Origin of the sequence: Pseudoruegeria sp. SK021 (assembly GCF_002119405.1) — a bacterium.
GTDB lineage: Bacteria > Pseudomonadota > Alphaproteobacteria > Rhodobacterales > Rhodobacteraceae > Meridianimarinicoccus.
Genome location: NZ_MTBG01000001.1, coordinates 53,445 through 68,548, shown reverse-complemented (window position 1 = coordinate 68,548; position 15,104 = coordinate 53,445). Strand labels below are relative to the sequence as shown.

The following is a 15,104-nucleotide window of genomic DNA, read 5'->3' as shown; positions in this document are numbered from 1 at the left end:
CGGCGGCTAGAGGGCGGGTCTGTGATCGAGCAGGCCAAGGCGCGGAATATCGATTTTTGGGCATCTGTTCTGGACCACCTGAACGCCTGCGGCCTCGGCCCGGCGCGCGGCATCCGCGTGCTGGACGCCGATTTGCATCCAGATGGTCCTAAGATGGGGCAAAGCGTCCAGCGCCTCGTCCACCACCGCTGGCACCTCTTCGGATCGGCGGAAGACATCGACAAAATCAACCGCGATAACGGATGGAATATCGGACAGGCGGGCGTAAGCGCGTTCGCCGAACAGGGTGTTTCCGGCCTGACCCGGGTTGACCGGGATCACGCGATAGCCTTGGGCTTGTAAAAACAGGCTGACATAGTGGCTTGGCCGCGCCGGGTTGGGTGACGCGCCGACGCAGGCGATGATGCGGGTGCGGGTCAGAATTTCGGTCAAACGGGTGTCGTCGTCGGTCATGGCAGGTCCGATCCGGTTGAAGGGTGGCCAAAAAAAAGCGCCCGAACTGTTGCGGGCGCTAGTTTGGAACGAGGGACAGTGAGGCAGTCTTGCAAGGGTTCCAGTCTTGCAGCCTCGCTCTGTTAGATAGGATGGGTTTGGCCGAATGACAGGGGCGCGGCCCGGCGTTTCCAAAGAATCACAGTTAATTGACTGCGGATGCCTCAGTCGAAGAGGTCCTCTAGCAAATCAAACGCGTCCGAGAAAAGGCCGCGCGCCTTGCGATAGGCCTTGGGCCGTTTCGCTTTTTTGGTCTTTGCCTGTTTCTTCGGCCGCAGCGATGTGGGGCGCGTGGGCCGGGCGCGGATCGGGGCACTTGGTGCCGCTATCGGCAGTCCCTTGAGGTCATGCAGCGGTGCGCCACAGCTTGCGCAGGCCAATTCGTGGCGCACCGTCCCGGTCAGGACCAAAGCTGCGCGTGCGCCGCAATAGCAGCAGGTCGCAATCTTGGTCCCGGCCGCCATGTCAGGTGTCGTTGCTTCGCGATGCCGCATAAAGCGCGACAGCGGCGGCGTTGGACACGTTCAGGGACCCGAAGTCCCCGAAACTGGGAATGCGCACCAGATGATCGCAGGTCTCGCGGGTCTTTTCGCGCAGACCGGGGCCCTCTGCCCCCAGAACCAAGCCAATCGGGCGGCCGATTTCCGTGGCGAGGGCGGGGGCAATGTCCTGATCCGCTTCGCCAGCCAGCCCGAACAGGCGATAGCCCATGCCTTGCAGCTCTTCCATTGCCGTCGCAAGGTTGCGCACCCGCAGATAGGGTTGCCGTTCCATGGCCCCAGAGGCGGTCTTGGCCAACGCGCCGGTTTCGGGCGCAGAATGGCGTTGCGGGGCAATCACCGCCAGCGCACCGAACACTTCCGCCGAGCGCAGCACAGCGCCGACATTGTGCGGATCAGTTACCCGGTCCAGCAGCACCACCATGGGCACTTGCCCGTCGCGGGCCATGCAGCGGTCTGCCACGGTGCCCCAATCCAGAGGTTTGGCCTCAAGCGCGGCACCCTGATGCACAGAGCCGGGGTCGAGCGGCGCGTTGAACTTGCGCGGATCAACGATCTCGGGCTCCATGCCCGATTCTGCGATGGCCTCGGCCAGACGGTCCGCCGCGTTTTTGGTCACCACCAAGCGCAGCCGGGTGCGGGCAGGGTTCAGCAGGGCGTCTCGCACCGCATGCAAACCGAACAGCCACACCGTCTCCTGTGCCGAGGCTCGCCGTGCCTGTTCTTTTTCGATCACCCAAGTTGGTTTTTTCACGGACTATCACCCTGTTTTGCGCAAGGCCGGGACAATGCAACGCAAGTCGATCCCGAGCAAGGGCTTTAGAGAGGATTTTCTGGTTGACGCCCCCACGAGGGGCGGCTATCCCCCGGCTTATTAGGGCGACGTGCTGCAAGGTGCGGCAGCGGACTGTAACTCCGCCGGGGAGACCCACGCCTGGTTCGATTCCAGGGTCGCCCACCATTTACCTATTGGTTGCAATAGGTAAATTCCTAATCCCGCGCTGCGGCCATAGCTTGGCCAAAGCCGGGGGGTCTTCTGATTTACATCTTACTGTGTGGCCCTGCGGTGGATGGGGTGATGCCCTTATCTCGGCGGCGGTGCCCGTGTTGGGATGCCGGTTCTGCGTGGTCCGTCGCGGACGGCAAGTGCGGTCCGTGGCGCGGCATGGCGATCCCTCAGTGGCCCGTATATTTCCAACCTGATTCTGCGCCGACGGCCTGCAGCCCGCTGCGTTGCCTTGATGTCCGGATTCCGTGGACTGGCCCGCGTATGTGATTCATTTCCTGCGAAAATATGACTCAGGACTCGCACGGGCGGGACGAATCTGACACCAAGGGCGGCACGCCAGCCAGACGATTCCCTTGCGGAATGAATCGGTTAGAGCGGAGGCATGGCCGGATCGGGCCGAGGCCGGATGGGCAAGGAGAGACCGTTGGAATTGATCGTTGGAACGACCCGGATCGTGGCCTCAGACCTACAGGTGACCGAAGGCGGCGTGATCGCACGACTGTCGGGTGCTGCGCTTGCGTCGGTGTTGGATGCGACCTTTGGCGGGACTGCTGCGGTTGACGTTTGGGCCAACGGGCAGGGGGTCCGACCTATGACTGTGACTGGGATTCACATGACTGGCAACAGTTCGACCGTCACGTTGACAGCGGCGGGCGCGCAGGCCCGTCTGCACTGAACCGGCGCCCGAACGGATCGGACGCCGTGAGAGTTTGACCTAGTGGTCAGGTCGCGGTGCCGCAGGTGCCGACCAAGGTTTCATACCGCATCAGGATCCAGCCTGGCGCATCCTCGGGGATCTGGCTTTCGACATTGCCGCGGATACCGGCAAAGATTTTTGCGGTCCGGCTGTCGTCGACCATCGGCACGTTTTGCGACACCACCACCCGGTCGAACACCACCAAGGCGACCACAACCAGAAGAATGCCGCGAAGCGCGCCGAAGATGAAGCCTGCACCCTGATCGACCGCCCCAAGTGCCGACCGGTGCACCAGTGTCGAGAACAGCGGCGTGAACAGCGACACCACCACCAGCGACAGGGCAAAGACCGCGCTGAAGGCCGCGATGATCGACAATTCGCAACTGTCGCGCAGGAAATCGCCCACATAGGGGATTTCCTTGACCAATGGCTCGGCCTGCGGGGCAAACAAATAGGCCAGAACCGCCGCGGCGACCCAGCCGGCAATTGCCATCAATTCCCGCACCAGCCCGCGCGAATATGCGAGCAGCGCCGAGACGACGATCACCGCCGCAACGACCCCGTCCACAATCGTGAAACCATCCATGCCCTAACCCCTTTCGCCGTTATCCGGCCCCGAACAGATCGCCGACAAACGTGGTCAGGTCTGCCATGGTTTGTAATGTGGATTCGTTGCCGGATCCCGTTTTGCTGCCCTTCGGCAGGATTGCGTTGGAAAAACCAAGTTTCCGGGCTTCTTTCAACCTGTTTTCGGTCTGCGAGACCGGACGAATAGCCCCAGAGAGGGAAATCTCTCCGAAAACCACGGTTTCAGGCGGCAGTGCGACATCCTCGCGGGCGGAAAGCAGGGCGGCGGCCACGGCCAGATCGGCCGCCGGCTCTGAAACGCGCAGGCCACCGGCGACATTGAGATAGACGTCGAGCCCGGCAAACGGGATGCCACAGCGCGATTCCAAGACCGCCAAAATCATCGCCAGCCGCCCGCCATCCCAGCCCACGACCGACCGGCGCGGCTGTCCGTGCGGGGCCGGGGCCACCAGCGCTTGAAATTCGCACAGGACAGGCCGGGTGCCTTCGATCCCGGCAAAAACCGCCGATCCGGCCACTGGCGCGCCCCGGTCGGCCAGAAACAACGCGGACGGGTTCGATACTTGCGACAGGCCCGCGCCGGTCATCTCAAAGACCCCGATTTCATCGGCTGGGCCGAAGCGGTTTTTGACGGCACGCAGAATTCGAAACGGATGGCCGCGCTCGCCTTCGAAATACAGCACAGTGTCGACCATGTGTTCGATCACCCGTGGCCCAGCGATTTGGCCGTCCTTGGTGACATGGCCGACCAAAATGACGGCGACGTTGCGGGTTTTGGCGAAGGTGGTCAACTCATGCGCGGCGGCGCGGACCTGCGCCACCGATCCCGGCGCGCTGGTGACGGTGTCCAGCCACATGGTTTGGATCGAATCGACTATCACCAGATCGGGGGTATCGGCCTCAAGCGTGGTCAGAATGTCGCGCAGATTGGTCTCGGCGGCCAGTTTGACCGTTGCTTTCTCAAGGCCAAGACGGCTGGCGCGCATCCGGATCTGGGCTGCGGCCTCTTCGCCTGACACATAGACGGTGCGCATGCCCCGGCGTGTGAAGGCGGCAGCGGCCTGTAACAGCAAGGTCGATTTGCCGATGCCGGGATCGCCGCCGACAAGGGTGACCGACGCTGGCACCAGCCCGCCGCCCAGCACCCGGTCCAGCTCTGCGACATTGGAGCAGGTGCGCGGCGGCGGTGCTTCTGAGGTGGACAGCTCGGTCAGGGGAACTTTGCGGCCCCGGGCCAGCCCAAGGCTTTTTCCGGGACCAGCCGACAGGGGCTGATCTTCGGTGATGGAGTTCCACGCGCCACAGGCCTCGCATTGGCCGGCCCATTTCGCGGTGGTGGCACCGCATTCGGTGCAAGAGAAGGAGGACGGTTTGGCCATAGCGCTTCGTCGCCCATCGCGGCGGCGGGGGCAAGAGCCAGGGCGCATTTGCGGCGCAAAGACCATGCGCTGCGGATCGCAAAGCACAGGCAGTCTTGCTGCCACTGGATCCTCCGCCCCGGCAACACCATGGGCGCTGGCACCAAAGGCGGCTCGACATATGGCCCCAATTCAGCAATCGTCAGGGCGATCCCTGCCGGAGTTCCCCTATGCGCCTGCCGTCCATTGCCCTGATCTTGGTGTTAAGTGCCGGTCCCGGCATCGGTCAAAGCCTGCCGGACTACCTTGATGACCGCAGTTCGCCCGAACAGGTGGTCCGGTCGCTTTATAATGCCATCAACCGCCATGAATACCTGCGCGGCTGGAGCTATTTTGCGCCCGATGACCGCCCGGACTTATCCGGCTTTACCGCAGGCTATACCGATACCGCCGCGGTGACGCTTCATGTGGGGGCCGTGGCCAGTGATGGCGCCGCCGGAACGATCTATTGGCAGGTTCCTGTTGCGATCGCGGCTGCGGCCCTCGACGGCAAGGTCAGCGTGTTCGCGGGATGCTATACGCTGTTCCAACCTCAGCCCGCCGTGCAGGCCGTGCCCCCCTTCGCCCCCATCGCCATTAAGTCAGGGGCCTTGGCTCCGGCCAGCGGAGCGGCTGAAGATGCGGTGCCAAACGGCTGTTAACGCGGCGGGTTCAGGCGATTCTGGCAGGGGCACGTAAGGGCAGGGGCCGGGCTGCGCCCATCGGACGGCGTTTGTCGATCGACACAAGAATAACCGCCTGACCGGTGACGGCATCCCGCCTGAGGGCCGAGGGAAGATCGGCCAAGGCGCAATGGATGGTCCGCTCGCGCACCGTGCTGACGGCGACGGCGATCTGAACCGGGGTATCGGGGGCGACACCCGCCGCCAGAAGGCTGTCGCGCAGGTCAGGGGCGCTGGCCACTGCCATGTAATAGGCCAGAACCGTGCCGGGGGCGGCGTGCCGTCCCCAATCGGGCTGGGGGTCGCCGTCGCGGCAGGCGCCGGTGGCAAAAACGATGGTATCGGTGCGGCCGCGTTCGGTCAGGGACTGACCAAGGCTTGCCGCCGCAGCCGAGGCCGCAGTGACACCCGGGACAATCTCGACCGGGATGCCCTCGGCCCGGGCGGCCGCCAGTTCTTCGGAAGCGCGCCCAAAGATCGCCGGATCGCCGGATTTCAGGCGCACCACTCGCTGTCCAGACCGGGCCGCCGCCACGATTACAGCGTCGATCCGAGCTTGCGGCCATGCCGACGCGCCGACCACCTTTCCGACGAAGATGCGTTCGGCGTCGCGCCGGGCCAGCTCCAGAACGTCTGGGTCAACCAGCCGGTCATAAAAGATCACGTCGGCTTCCTGCAGACGCTGCACCGCCCGCAAGGTGAGCAGATCGCGCGCGCCGGGGCCAGCGCCGACCAAGGCAATCGACCCTGTGCCGCGGTCATCCGGGGCATGGCCCACAGCAATCGCGGCCTTCAGGGTCTGGGCGGCCTCGCGTTCGGCCCCGCGCATCCATGCTGCGCGGGGCGCATCGGCAAAGGCCCATCGCCAGAAGGCACGCCGCGCCGGTTTCGGGACCCGGGCGGCCACCGCGCCGCGCAACCGGCCTGCTAGCGCCGCGTAGCCGCCCAAGCCGGGAGGCAGCAGCGTCTCGATCTGGGTCTTGATCTGGCGGGCCAGAACCGGGGCTGTGCCTTCGGTGCCAATGGCCACGACCACCGGGTCGCGATCCACCAGTGACGGGGTGGTGATGTCGCACAGGTCTGGTTGATCGACCACGTTCACCAGCGCGCCCCCAGCCTTGGCCAGATCGTGAAGGGCTGCGTCCAAGCCGGGACAGCCGGTAGCAATGAAGCACATGGCGGTGTCGGTAAAGCTGGTTGCCGTGGCGGGTCCGGTGTCGTGGGTTGCCCGGCCCTGAGCGACCAGATCGCGCAGTTCTGGGTCCAGCGCGGGGGCGAGCAGGACCAATTCGGCGTCGGTTTTCAGCATCAGTCGCGCTTTTTGAGCAGCTTGTTCGCCGCCGCCGGCGATGACGATTCGGCGTCCGGTGCAGCGGATGAACATGGGGAAGGCGTGCATGGCAGTGTCCTTAAGTTGGCGGGGTGGCGCACCGCGCGGCCCAGAGATCCTGCGCCATGGCCAGCCCCGCACCGGGGGCGGCGCGCTGGCAGGTCTCAAGGGCCAGCGCAGCGGTGCCCAAGACGATTTCGGTGGCAAACGGGTCATGAAGCGCCCCGGACCAAAGACGCCCCAGATCGCCGGGCTGCCGATTGGTTTCGCCCAATTTGCGATGTTCCGGTGTCAGGGCGGCGAAGCTTTCGGTGAAGGCGGTAGTCTCGCGTAGCCCATAAAGCAGGATATCCTTGCCGGGATGGCGCTCGAACTCGCCGCCGCCGCCTTTGATGATCGATAGGTTGCGCAGGCCCATCCGGGTCGCGGCCTCTTGCTGTAAGTTCCGATAGCCGGGGTGGAAGACCCCTTGAACCACGGCCCCGGCCCCGGCAGGGTTCAGCATCCGCACCACCGTGTTCAGGATCGACCGTAACCCCAGCCGATCCCGTAGCCGCAGAAGGGCATGGGCGCGGGGTGACAGGTCCTCCAGCGCGACATAGGCGATGCCACCGGTCCGCAGCAGCCCCGGCGCCGCCTCGAAGGTGCGCGCGCGCGGAACCCCGGCCTCGGCCAGCGCGGTGCGCACATCGGCGATGCCGGCTTGGTGTGAATTCCAGCCATGCAACAATACCGGCACCCCGGATTGCGCCACCAACCGGGCCGACAACAAGAACCACGGCAGGCCCCGGGTGCGTCCAGCAGCATAGCTGGGCCAATCCAGACCGGGCGCTGGGCTGGTCCATTCCGCCAGCGTATCGCGCAGGGCCAAGCTCAGCCCAGCCAATTCATCCGGCGTCTCGCCGCGATAACGCAAGACCATCAATAGCGCGCCCACCGCCTCTGGGTCGGCATCCTCGCGTAGCATCAGGGTCATGGCCTGATGCGCCTCATCCAGCGTCAGCGGCCGACCCCGGCCGGGGCCGCGTCCGACAATGCGCACGAAGGGAGCGAGGGAGTGGGGTTCGGTCATGCCTATGCCTTTCGAGAGAACGTCATTCCGCCGCCACACGGACCCGCATCTGCGCCAGCAGTGCCGCGATTTCGGGGCGGCATGAGCCGCAATTCGTCCCGGCCCGCAACGCGGTTCCGATCGCTTCGACGGTCATTAACCCTTGAGTTTCGATCCCTTCGATAATGGTATTAATTCCCACATTCATGCAACTGCACAGGGTCGGGCCAGCGTCGGGACGGTCGACGCCGGGGCGTCCGGACAGCACGTCTGGTGCAGGGCCATCCAGTGCATCGACCAGATATTCCCGGGACACGGCAACCGGGGTTGGGGCGATGAACAGTGCGGCGCACAGGCGGCCATCTTGCATGAAGGCGATCCGGGTGGTGCCGCGCTGAGGGTCATCGACCTTGATGGCGTCTGCGTCAGGGCAGTGCAGCATCTGCCGGGCGGTGGCCTCCCAGTCGGAGCCGCCGGTGGTGCCTGCCAATTCCATGCGCCAGCCCGCAGTGGCACGACTGACCGCCCAATACGCGCAGTCGGCGTCGGGGCGACGGGTGCTTACGGCAAATCCATACCAGTCGGCGTTGAACCGGGTCATCGCGGCGACGGCGGCTTTGCTTTCCGGTTGACCCGAGACCGGATCGACGGTGGCGGGCACCAGCGCGTCGATCCGGGCCGCCGACGCGTTCACTCCGGTCCAGTGCATTGGCACAAAGATGTGCCCGGGCTGGACCCGGTCGGTAATTAGAGCCCGCATCAACGCCCGGCCGTGATCGGTGTCAATCTGCACCAAATCGGCGGGTTTAAGACCCAGCTTGACCGCATCCCGGGGATGGATTTCGGCAAAAGGTTCGGCAAGGTGGCGACCCAGTCGCGGCGATTTTCCGGTCCGGGTCATGGTGTGCCACTGGTCACGGATGCGCCCGGTATTCATCACGAAGGGGCGGGCGGCGCTGGGCTGCTGCGCTGGCGGGCGCGGTGTCAGTGCCAACATGCGGGCTTTGCGATCTGGTGTGAAAAAATTGCCCTCGCCGAAAAAACGCCCGGCGGTGCAGCGGGTGTCACGGGTGGTAACGGGCCATTGCACCGGGGCCAGCGCGTCATATTCCCCGTCGTCTAGATCGGAGAGGCCGAAGATATCGAAGTCCAACCCCTGTGCCCCGGCAACTCCTGACAGGGCGGCATGTTCGCGGAACACCTCGGCTGGCGATTGAAAGTCGAAGGCCGCGGGCCACCCCATCCGGCGACCAACTTCCGCCAATATTGCCCAATCGGCGCGGGCCTCGCCCGGGGGGGGCAGTAGGGCGCGTTGACGGCTGATCCGGCGTTCAGAGTTGGTGACGGTGCCGTCCTTTTCCCCCCAGCCGGTGGCGGGCAGCAGCACATGCGCCAGGCGCGCCGTGTCGGTGTCGGCGGTCAGGTCCGAGACGACCACGAAATCGCATCCGGCGATGGCGTCGCGCACTGCGTCGGCGTCGGGCATGGAAACGGCCGGGTTGGTGCAGATGATCCACAGCGCCTTGATCCGGCCGTCGCCCACCGCACGAAACAGATCCACCGCCTTTAAACCGGCCGCGTCGGGCAGGGCCGGAGCTGACCAAAACTCGCGCACCGCCTGCCGATGGGCCGGGGTTTCGATGTCCATATGACAGGCCAGCATGTTGGCCAAGCCGCCGACCTCGCGGCCGCCCATGGCATTGGGCTGGCCGGTGACGCTGAACGGTCCCATGCCGGGCTTGCCGATCCGCCCGGTCGCCAGATGGCAATTCAGAATGGCGTTGACCTTGTCGCTGCCGCTGACCGACTGGTTCACGCCTTGGGAATAGACGGTCACGACCTTCTCAGTGCCGATCCAAAGATCGACGAAGGCATCGATGTCGGCCTGCGTCAGGCCGGTCACAGATCGGTCGGTGGCGCGGGCGGCTGCGACGGCGTCCTCGAACCCGGTCACATGGGCGCGGACATAGGCGTCATTCACCGCGCCGCAGTCGGCGATCCGGGCCAACAGGTGATTGAACAAGGCGACATCGCTGCCCGGGGCTAACGATAGGTGCAGATCGGCCAAATCACTGGATGCTGTGCGCCGTGGGTCGATATTGATCAGTTTCATGGCCGGATTGGCCGCTTTTGCCGCCACGATCCGTTGGTACAGCACCGGATGGCACCAGGCCAGGTTGGAGCCGACCAGCACGATCAGGTCGGCCTGTTCCAGATCTGCATAGGTTCCCGGCACCGTATCGCTGCCAAAGGCGCGTTTGTGCCCGGCGACACTGGAGGCCATGCACAGCCTTGAATTGGTGTCGATATTGGCCGAGCCGATGAACCCTTTCATCAGCTTGTTGGCGACGTAATAATCCTCGGTCAGCATTTGGCCCGAGACATAAAAGGCAACGCTGTCGGGGCCATGGTCGCGGATCGTTGCACTCAGGCGGCTGGCAATGGTGCCAAGCGCGTCGTCCCAACTGGCACGGGTGCCGTGCACCATGGGATGCAGCAACCGCCCGTCCAGATCCACGGTGTCATCCAAGGCTGCCCCCTTGGAACACAACCGTCCAAAATTGGCAGGATGGTCCGGGTCGCCCTTGATGGTGATGCCACCGGCCCCGTCCGGCGCCGCCAGAACGCCGCAACCGACACCGCAATAGGGGCAGGTGGTGCGGATCATGCCGCGATCCGCTTCGCCAGCATGGTCATGTCGATCAACAAACGTCCGGCTTCGACGCGCACGGGATAGGTCGCGATCTGGCCCGCATCCGCGCCTTTGGCCTGACCGGTGGACAGATCGAACACCCAGTTGTGCAGCGGGCAGGTGACAGAGGCCCCGTGCACGATGCCGTCTGACAGTGGCCCGCCCTTGTGGGGGCAGCGGTCATCGACGGCGAAAACCTCGTCGCTCGCAGTACGAAAGACTGCGATGCAGCCTTCTGACGTGCGGATCACCCGTGCGCCCCTAGGGGCGATGGCGTCGAGCGGGCCGATATCCATCCAGTCGGTTAAAATTGCGGTCATTCTGCAGCCTCCAGATTAAGCTGTGCAATGGGGTGATAGGTTTCCGCCCGCTCGGCAACGTGCTGGGCCCACGGGTCTGTCTGATAAACGCTTTGGGACAGAGCGAACCGGTCGATCAGGGCTTGGCGGTTGTCCAGATCGTCGACCACGCGGCTGCGCACCCAGTCCAGACCGACCTTGGCGATCCATTTGTACGACCGGTCGAGGTATTTGGCGTGCTCGCGGTAAAGTTGGACAAAGGCGATGGTGATATCGATCGCCTCTTGTTCGGTGGGGGCTTTGGCCAGCGGTTCGATCTCTTTCAGATCCATGCCGGCCGCCCCGCCAACCCCGATCTCATAGCCGGAATCAACGCAAATGATGCCAACGTCCTTGCAGGTCGCCTCGGCGCAATTGCGCGGACAGCCCGACACGCCCAGCTTGACCTTATGCGGGGTCCACGACCCCCACAGCGCCTGTTCCAGCTTGATGCCAAGGCCGGTGCTGTCCTGGGTGCCAAAGCGGCAATGGTCCGTGCCGACGCAGGTCTTCACCGTTCGCAGCCCTTTGGAATAGGCGTGACCCGACACCATCCCGGCACGATTGAGATCGGCCCAGATCGCGGGCAGATCCTCGCCCCGGACCCCCAGAAGATCGATGCGTTGACCGCCCGTGACCTTGACCGTCGGCACGTTGTATTTGTCAGCGGCATCGGCAATGGCGCGCAACTCGTTCGCGGTGGTGATCCCGCCCCACATCCGGGGCACAACGCTGAACGTGCCGTCCTTCTGAATATTGGCATGCTTGCGTTCGTTGATGAACCGGCTTTGCGGATCATCGCGGTAGTCCAGCGGCCAATCGGCCAGAAGATAGAAGTTCAGCGCTGGGCGGCAGACGTGGCAGCCATCGACGCTGCGCCAGCCCAGTTCCTGCCAGACGGCGGGCATCGACTTCAACTCTTGCGCCTTGATCAGGCGACGCAGATCGTCATGGGTGAGATCGGTACACCCGCAGACCGGCTGCGCCGCCGGAAGGACGAAGTCGTCCCCCAGTGTGACCGCCAGCACCTGCTCGACCAAGCCGGTGCAGGTCCCACACGACGCCGACGCCTTGGTTGTGGCCCGGACAGCGCCAAGATCGGTGGCGCCCCCTTTGATGGCCGTGACAATGGTTCCTTTGCAGATGCCGTTGCAGCCGCAGATCTCTGCGTCAGCCGGTAAGGCTGCAACGGCCTGAAAAGGGTCCAGTGGGGTCCCCCCCTGAAAAGACGGGCCAAAGATCAGCGTATCCCGCATCTGCGACACGTCCTCCGCGTCTTTGATCAGGCCATGGAACCAGTTGCCGTCGGCGGTATCGCCGTACATCACCGCACCGATGATTTTGTTGTCCTTCAGCACCAGCCGCTTGTAGACGCCGCGGGCCGGATCGCGGAACACGATGTCCTCGCGGTCGTCGCCCTCGGCAAAGTCCCCGGCGCTGAACAGATCGCAGCCGGTGACCTTCAGTTTGGTCGACACCTCGCGGGGTTGGAACATCGCCGCATCACCGATCAGGGTCTTGGCCACCACCTTGGCCTGATCATACAGCGGCGCAACCAGACCGAAGACCGCGCCGTTATGTTCAACGCATTCCCCCAGTGCCAAAATGTCGGGGTCCGAGGTCACCATTTGGTCATCGACATGCACGCCTCGACCCGTCGCCAGACCAGAAGCCTTGGCCAGCGCCACATTGGGCCGGATGCCCACCGCCATCACCAGCAGATCGCAGGGCAATTCGGTGCCGTCGTCCAGCAGCAGCGCCCGGACATGGCCATCTTTGCCCAGAATTTCCTTGGAATTGGCCGCGCACTTGACGTGAATGCCGCGGTCCACCAGCGCCTTGCGCAGCAAATACCCTGCGGCGGCGTCCAACTGCCGTTCCATCAGGTGCGGCATGATGTGAACGACGGTGACATCGACGCCGCGCATCTGCATGCCAGCCGCCGCTTCCAGCCCCAACAAGCCGCCGCCAATGACTACGGCTTTTGCGCCGGGCTTGGCCCCAAGGGCGATCATGCGCTCGGTGTCTTCCAGATCGCGGTAGGCAATCACGCCGTCCAGATCATGACCTGGCAGCGGGATCATGAAAGGGGTCGATCCTGTGCCCAGCACCAGCTTGTCATAGGGCACTTCGCCATTGGCCCCGATCACCACTTTGCGGGCGCGGTCAATGCGTTCGACGGCCTCGCCAAAGCAGCAGATCACCCCGTGTTCGGCATAGAAGTCATCGTCATGGGTGACGATTTCGCCATAGGTCTTTTCGCCCGACAGCACCGGCGACAGCATCAGCCGGTTATAGTTGCCACGCGGTTCGCTGTTGAACAGCGTCACTTCCCAGTCGCCGGGGGCGGTGTCGAACAGATGCTCTAAGGCCCGTCCCGACGCCATACCCGCGCCAATCACGACAAGTTTCTGCGTCATCTCATTCCTCCGCTGCATCTGCGCCAAGGCCATTGGCCCGCGCGATCATGGCGCCCGAAAGGGCGGTGGAAACGGCCGGACAGGCCGTCTTTGTTTTGTCATCGGGTGATGGGTTTAATGCCCGGTCCGGCGCCCAAGGGGCGCTGCCGACGGCGCCGTCATGGTCGGGCTGCACCGCCGTGATGGGTTGGGTTAGGATCATGCGGCATCCTCCAGCGACGGGTTGACCTTGGTCTCCGCGTCAGCGTCGGCAGCCTTGGCTGGGTCGCGCCCGTGTTCGTATTCCTCAAGGAAAGACAGCACCTGCGCGCGGTAGCGGTAGTAGTCGGGATGTTCCAACAGCGCCTTGCGGGTGCGGGGACGGGGCAGGTCGACATCGACGATCCGGCCAATGGTGGCTTGCGGGCCGTTGGTCATCATCACCACCCGGTCGGCCAGCAGGATCGCTTCGTCGACGTCATGGGTGACGCAGATCGCGGTCACCTTGGTGCGCGACCAGACCTCCATCAGCACTTCTTGCAATTCCCAGCGGGTCAGGCTGTCCAGCATCCCAAAGGGTTCATCCAGCAACAGCAGCTTGGGGGACAGGGCAAAGGCCCGTGCGATCCCGACCCGCTGCTTCATGCCGTTCGACATGCTGCTGGCGATCTTGTCCATGCCGTCGCCAAGGCCGACCCGCTCGAGGTAATATTCGACCACCTCTTGCCGCTCCGCCTGACTGGCGCGCGGATAGACCTTGTCGACCCCGATCGCCACGTTCTCTTTCGCGGTCAGCCACGGGAAAAGGTTCGGCGACTGAAACACTACGGCGCGTTCCGGATCAGCCCCTTCCACATGGCGACCATCCAGCTTGATCGCGCCTTTTGAGATGTCATTCAAACCGGCGGCCATGGTCAGCACCGTCGACTTGCCGCAGCCCGAGTGGCCGATCAGGCTGATGAATTCGCCCCGGTTCACCTTCAGGTCGAAACCCTCGACTACGGTTAGCGGGCCTTTTGGCGTGGCATAGATTTTGTGCAGTTGGCTGAAATCTAGGAAGCGGTCTTCAATCATGCCCTCTTGCGCCTTGCTTTGCGCGCTGGGCAACCCGTGGATCGGCGTCACCTTGGGCAGGGTACGGGTCTCTTCGATCTTGGCCTCAATGCCGACATCCATCAGGTATTTGGTGATCGCGCCGCGCAGGGTCTTGAACGTCTCGTCGTGGTTCATCTTCATCCGGTCGCGGGGGCGGGGGATGGTCACGTTGAACGCATCGCCTAACGTGCCATCCGGGTTCAGCGGGACGATCCGGTCCGCCATGATCAGGGCCTCGTCCACGTCATTGGTAATTAGAACGACAGTCTTTTTGTCAGTCTCCCAGATGTCGAGAATCTCATCGGCCAGATTGGCGCGCGTCAGGGCGTCAAGGGCGCTGAGCGGCTCGTCCAGCAGCAGCAGTTCCGGCGACATCGCCAAGGCGCGTGCCACCGACACCCGCTGGCGCATCCCGCCCGACAGTTCCGCCGGACGGCGGTGCGCTGCGTGGGGCAGGCCGACCATGGCGATATAGTGATCGGCTTTGGCCAACTTCTCGGCCTTGCTGAGCTTCGGGAACACCGCGTCCACCGCCAGCATCACGTTGCCGCGTACTGTCAGCCACGGCATCAGACTGTAGCTTTGAAAGACCAGCCCGCGTTCGGGGCCGGGGCCGGTGATTGGCGCCCCCTTGAAGGTCAGGCTGCCGCGATCCGGCTGTTCCAGTCCGGCGATCATGTTCATGATCGTGGACTTGCCCGAGCCAGAGAACCCGAGGATGGCCAGAAATTCGCCGTCCTTCACGTCGAGGCTGATGTTTTTCAGGACTTCGGCGCGGTTCAGACCCTGACCATAGCCCTTGGACACGTTCTTGAGCGAAAGAATATCCATGC

The 15,104-nt window shown here is 64.0% G+C and carries 14 protein-coding genes and 1 tRNA gene; 3 read left to right on the top strand and 12 right to left on the bottom strand.

Going from position 1 to position 15,104, the window contains the following annotated elements:
• Positions 1-6: 6 nt before the first annotated feature.
• From BV911_RS00305 to rlmB, 3 genes are all read right to left on the bottom strand, one after another.
• Positions 7-453, bottom strand: a complete 447-nt coding sequence (locus BV911_RS00305) for a CoA-binding protein (protein WP_086051589.1) — start codon at positions 451-453, stop codon at positions 7-9.
• 203 nt (positions 454-656) lie between these two features.
• Positions 657-956, bottom strand: coding sequence for a hypothetical protein (locus BV911_RS00300; RefSeq protein ID WP_086051588.1), 300 nt, complete (start codon positions 954-956; stop codon positions 657-659).
• A 1-nt stretch (position 957) separates the two neighbouring features.
• Complete coding sequence (gene rlmB / locus BV911_RS00295; RefSeq protein WP_086051587.1) at positions 958-1,746, bottom strand: 23S rRNA (guanosine(2251)-2'-O)-methyltransferase RlmB; 789 nt, start codon at positions 1,744-1,746, stop codon at positions 958-960.
• 123 nt (positions 1,747-1,869) lie between these two features.
• Between rlmB and BV911_RS00290 the strand changes: the two genes are divergently transcribed.
• Together BV911_RS00290 and BV911_RS00285 are read left to right on the top strand one after the other, a co-directional pair.
• A tRNA-Tyr gene (locus BV911_RS00290) sits at positions 1,870-1,953 on the top strand.
• A gap of 472 nt (positions 1,954-2,425) precedes the next feature.
• Entirely contained in the window at positions 2,426-2,677 is a 252-nt protein-coding gene (locus BV911_RS00285; RefSeq protein WP_086051586.1) for a hypothetical protein, read from the top strand.
• 46 nt (positions 2,678-2,723) lie between these two features.
• Here BV911_RS00285 and BV911_RS00280 read toward each other — a convergent pair whose 3' ends face one another.
• Positions 2,724-3,284, bottom strand: coding sequence for a CvpA family protein (locus tag BV911_RS00280; RefSeq protein ID WP_086051585.1), 561 nt, complete (start codon positions 3,282-3,284; stop codon positions 2,724-2,726).
• A 19-nt stretch (positions 3,285-3,303) separates the two neighbouring features.
• Positions 3,304-4,665: a DNA repair protein RadA gene (gene radA / locus BV911_RS00275; RefSeq protein WP_086051994.1), complete on the bottom strand. Its 1,362-nt coding sequence runs from the start codon at positions 4,663-4,665 to the stop codon at positions 3,304-3,306.
• Between the two features lie 209 nt (positions 4,666-4,874).
• On the opposite strand from radA, the gene BV911_RS00270 reads away from it, so the two are divergent.
• A complete protein-coding gene (locus tag BV911_RS00270; protein WP_086051584.1) occupies positions 4,875-5,345 on the top strand; it encodes a hypothetical protein in 471 nt (156 codons plus the stop codon).
• A gap of 10 nt (positions 5,346-5,355) precedes the next feature.
• Here BV911_RS00270 and cysG read toward each other — a convergent pair whose 3' ends face one another.
• Genes cysG through BV911_RS00235 form a run of 7 tightly spaced genes read right to left on the bottom strand, consistent with a single transcriptional unit; the run spans position 5,356 to position 15,102 of the window.
• Entirely contained in the window at positions 5,356-6,765 is a 1,410-nt protein-coding gene (cysG, locus tag BV911_RS00265; protein WP_086051583.1) for a siroheme synthase CysG, read from the bottom strand.
• 10 nt (positions 6,766-6,775) lie between these two features.
• Complete coding sequence (locus BV911_RS00260) at positions 6,776-7,768, bottom strand: glycosyl transferase family protein (protein ID WP_086051582.1); 993 nt, start codon at positions 7,766-7,768, stop codon at positions 6,776-6,778.
• 22 nt (positions 7,769-7,790) lie between these two features.
• Complete coding sequence (locus BV911_RS00255; RefSeq protein ID WP_086051581.1) at positions 7,791-10,415, bottom strand: nitrate reductase; 2,625 nt, start codon at positions 10,413-10,415, stop codon at positions 7,791-7,793.
• Positions 10,412-10,759, bottom strand: a complete 348-nt coding sequence (gene nirD, locus BV911_RS00250) for a nitrite reductase small subunit NirD (protein ID WP_086051580.1) — start codon at positions 10,757-10,759, stop codon at positions 10,412-10,414. The genes BV911_RS00255 and nirD overlap by 4 nt, the downstream gene beginning before the upstream one ends.
• A complete protein-coding gene (nirB, locus tag BV911_RS00245) occupies positions 10,756-13,197 on the bottom strand; it encodes a nitrite reductase large subunit NirB (protein ID WP_086051579.1) in 2,442 nt (813 codons plus the stop codon). Before nirB ends, nirD begins: the two co-directional genes overlap by 4 nt.
• 1 nt (position 13,198) lies before the next feature.
• Positions 13,199-13,399: a hypothetical protein gene (locus BV911_RS00240; protein WP_086051578.1), complete on the bottom strand. Its 201-nt coding sequence runs from the start codon at positions 13,397-13,399 to the stop codon at positions 13,199-13,201.
• Positions 13,396-15,102: an ABC transporter ATP-binding protein gene (locus BV911_RS00235; RefSeq protein ID WP_086051577.1), complete on the bottom strand. Its 1,707-nt coding sequence runs from the start codon at positions 15,100-15,102 to the stop codon at positions 13,396-13,398. Before BV911_RS00235 ends, BV911_RS00240 begins: the two co-directional genes overlap by 4 nt.
• Positions 15,103-15,104 lie beyond the last annotated feature (2 nt).

Excerpts from the sequence above, each read along its gene's own strand:
- BV911_RS00305 (WP_086051589.1), bottom strand. The coding sequence starts at position 453 with ATGACCGACGACGACACCCGTTTGACCGAAATTCTGACCCGCACCCGC.
- BV911_RS00240 (WP_086051578.1), bottom strand. The coding sequence starts at position 13,399 with ATGATCCTAACCCAACCCATCACGGCGGTGCAGCCCGACCATGACGGC.
- cysG (WP_086051583.1), bottom strand. The coding sequence starts at position 6,765 with ATGCACGCCTTCCCCATGTTCATCCGCTGCACCGGACGCCGAATCGTC.
- nirD (WP_086051580.1), bottom strand. The coding sequence starts at position 10,759 with ATGACCGCAATTTTAACCGACTGGATGGATATCGGCCCGCTCGACGCC.
- BV911_RS00280 (WP_086051585.1), bottom strand. The coding sequence starts at position 3,284 with ATGGATGGTTTCACGATTGTGGACGGGGTCGTTGCGGCGGTGATCGTC.
- BV911_RS00300 (WP_086051588.1), bottom strand. The coding sequence starts at position 956 with ATGGCGGCCGGGACCAAGATTGCGACCTGCTGCTATTGCGGCGCACGC.
- BV911_RS00255 (WP_086051581.1), bottom strand. The coding sequence starts at position 10,415 with ATGATCCGCACCACCTGCCCCTATTGCGGTGTCGGTTGCGGCGTTCTG.
- nirB (WP_086051579.1), bottom strand. The coding sequence starts at position 13,197 with ATGACGCAGAAACTTGTCGTGATTGGCGCGGGTATGGCGTCGGGACGG.
- BV911_RS00235 (WP_086051577.1), bottom strand. The coding sequence starts at position 15,102 with ATGGATATTCTTTCGCTCAAGAACGTGTCCAAGGGCTATGGTCAGGGT.
- BV911_RS00270 (WP_086051584.1), top strand. The coding sequence starts at position 4,875 with ATGCGCCTGCCGTCCATTGCCCTGATCTTGGTGTTAAGTGCCGGTCCC.
- BV911_RS00260 (WP_086051582.1), bottom strand. The coding sequence starts at position 7,768 with ATGACCGAACCCCACTCCCTCGCTCCCTTCGTGCGCATTGTCGGACGC.
- radA (WP_086051994.1), bottom strand. The coding sequence starts at position 4,665 with ATGGCCAAACCGTCCTCCTTCTCTTGCACCGAATGCGGTGCCACCACC.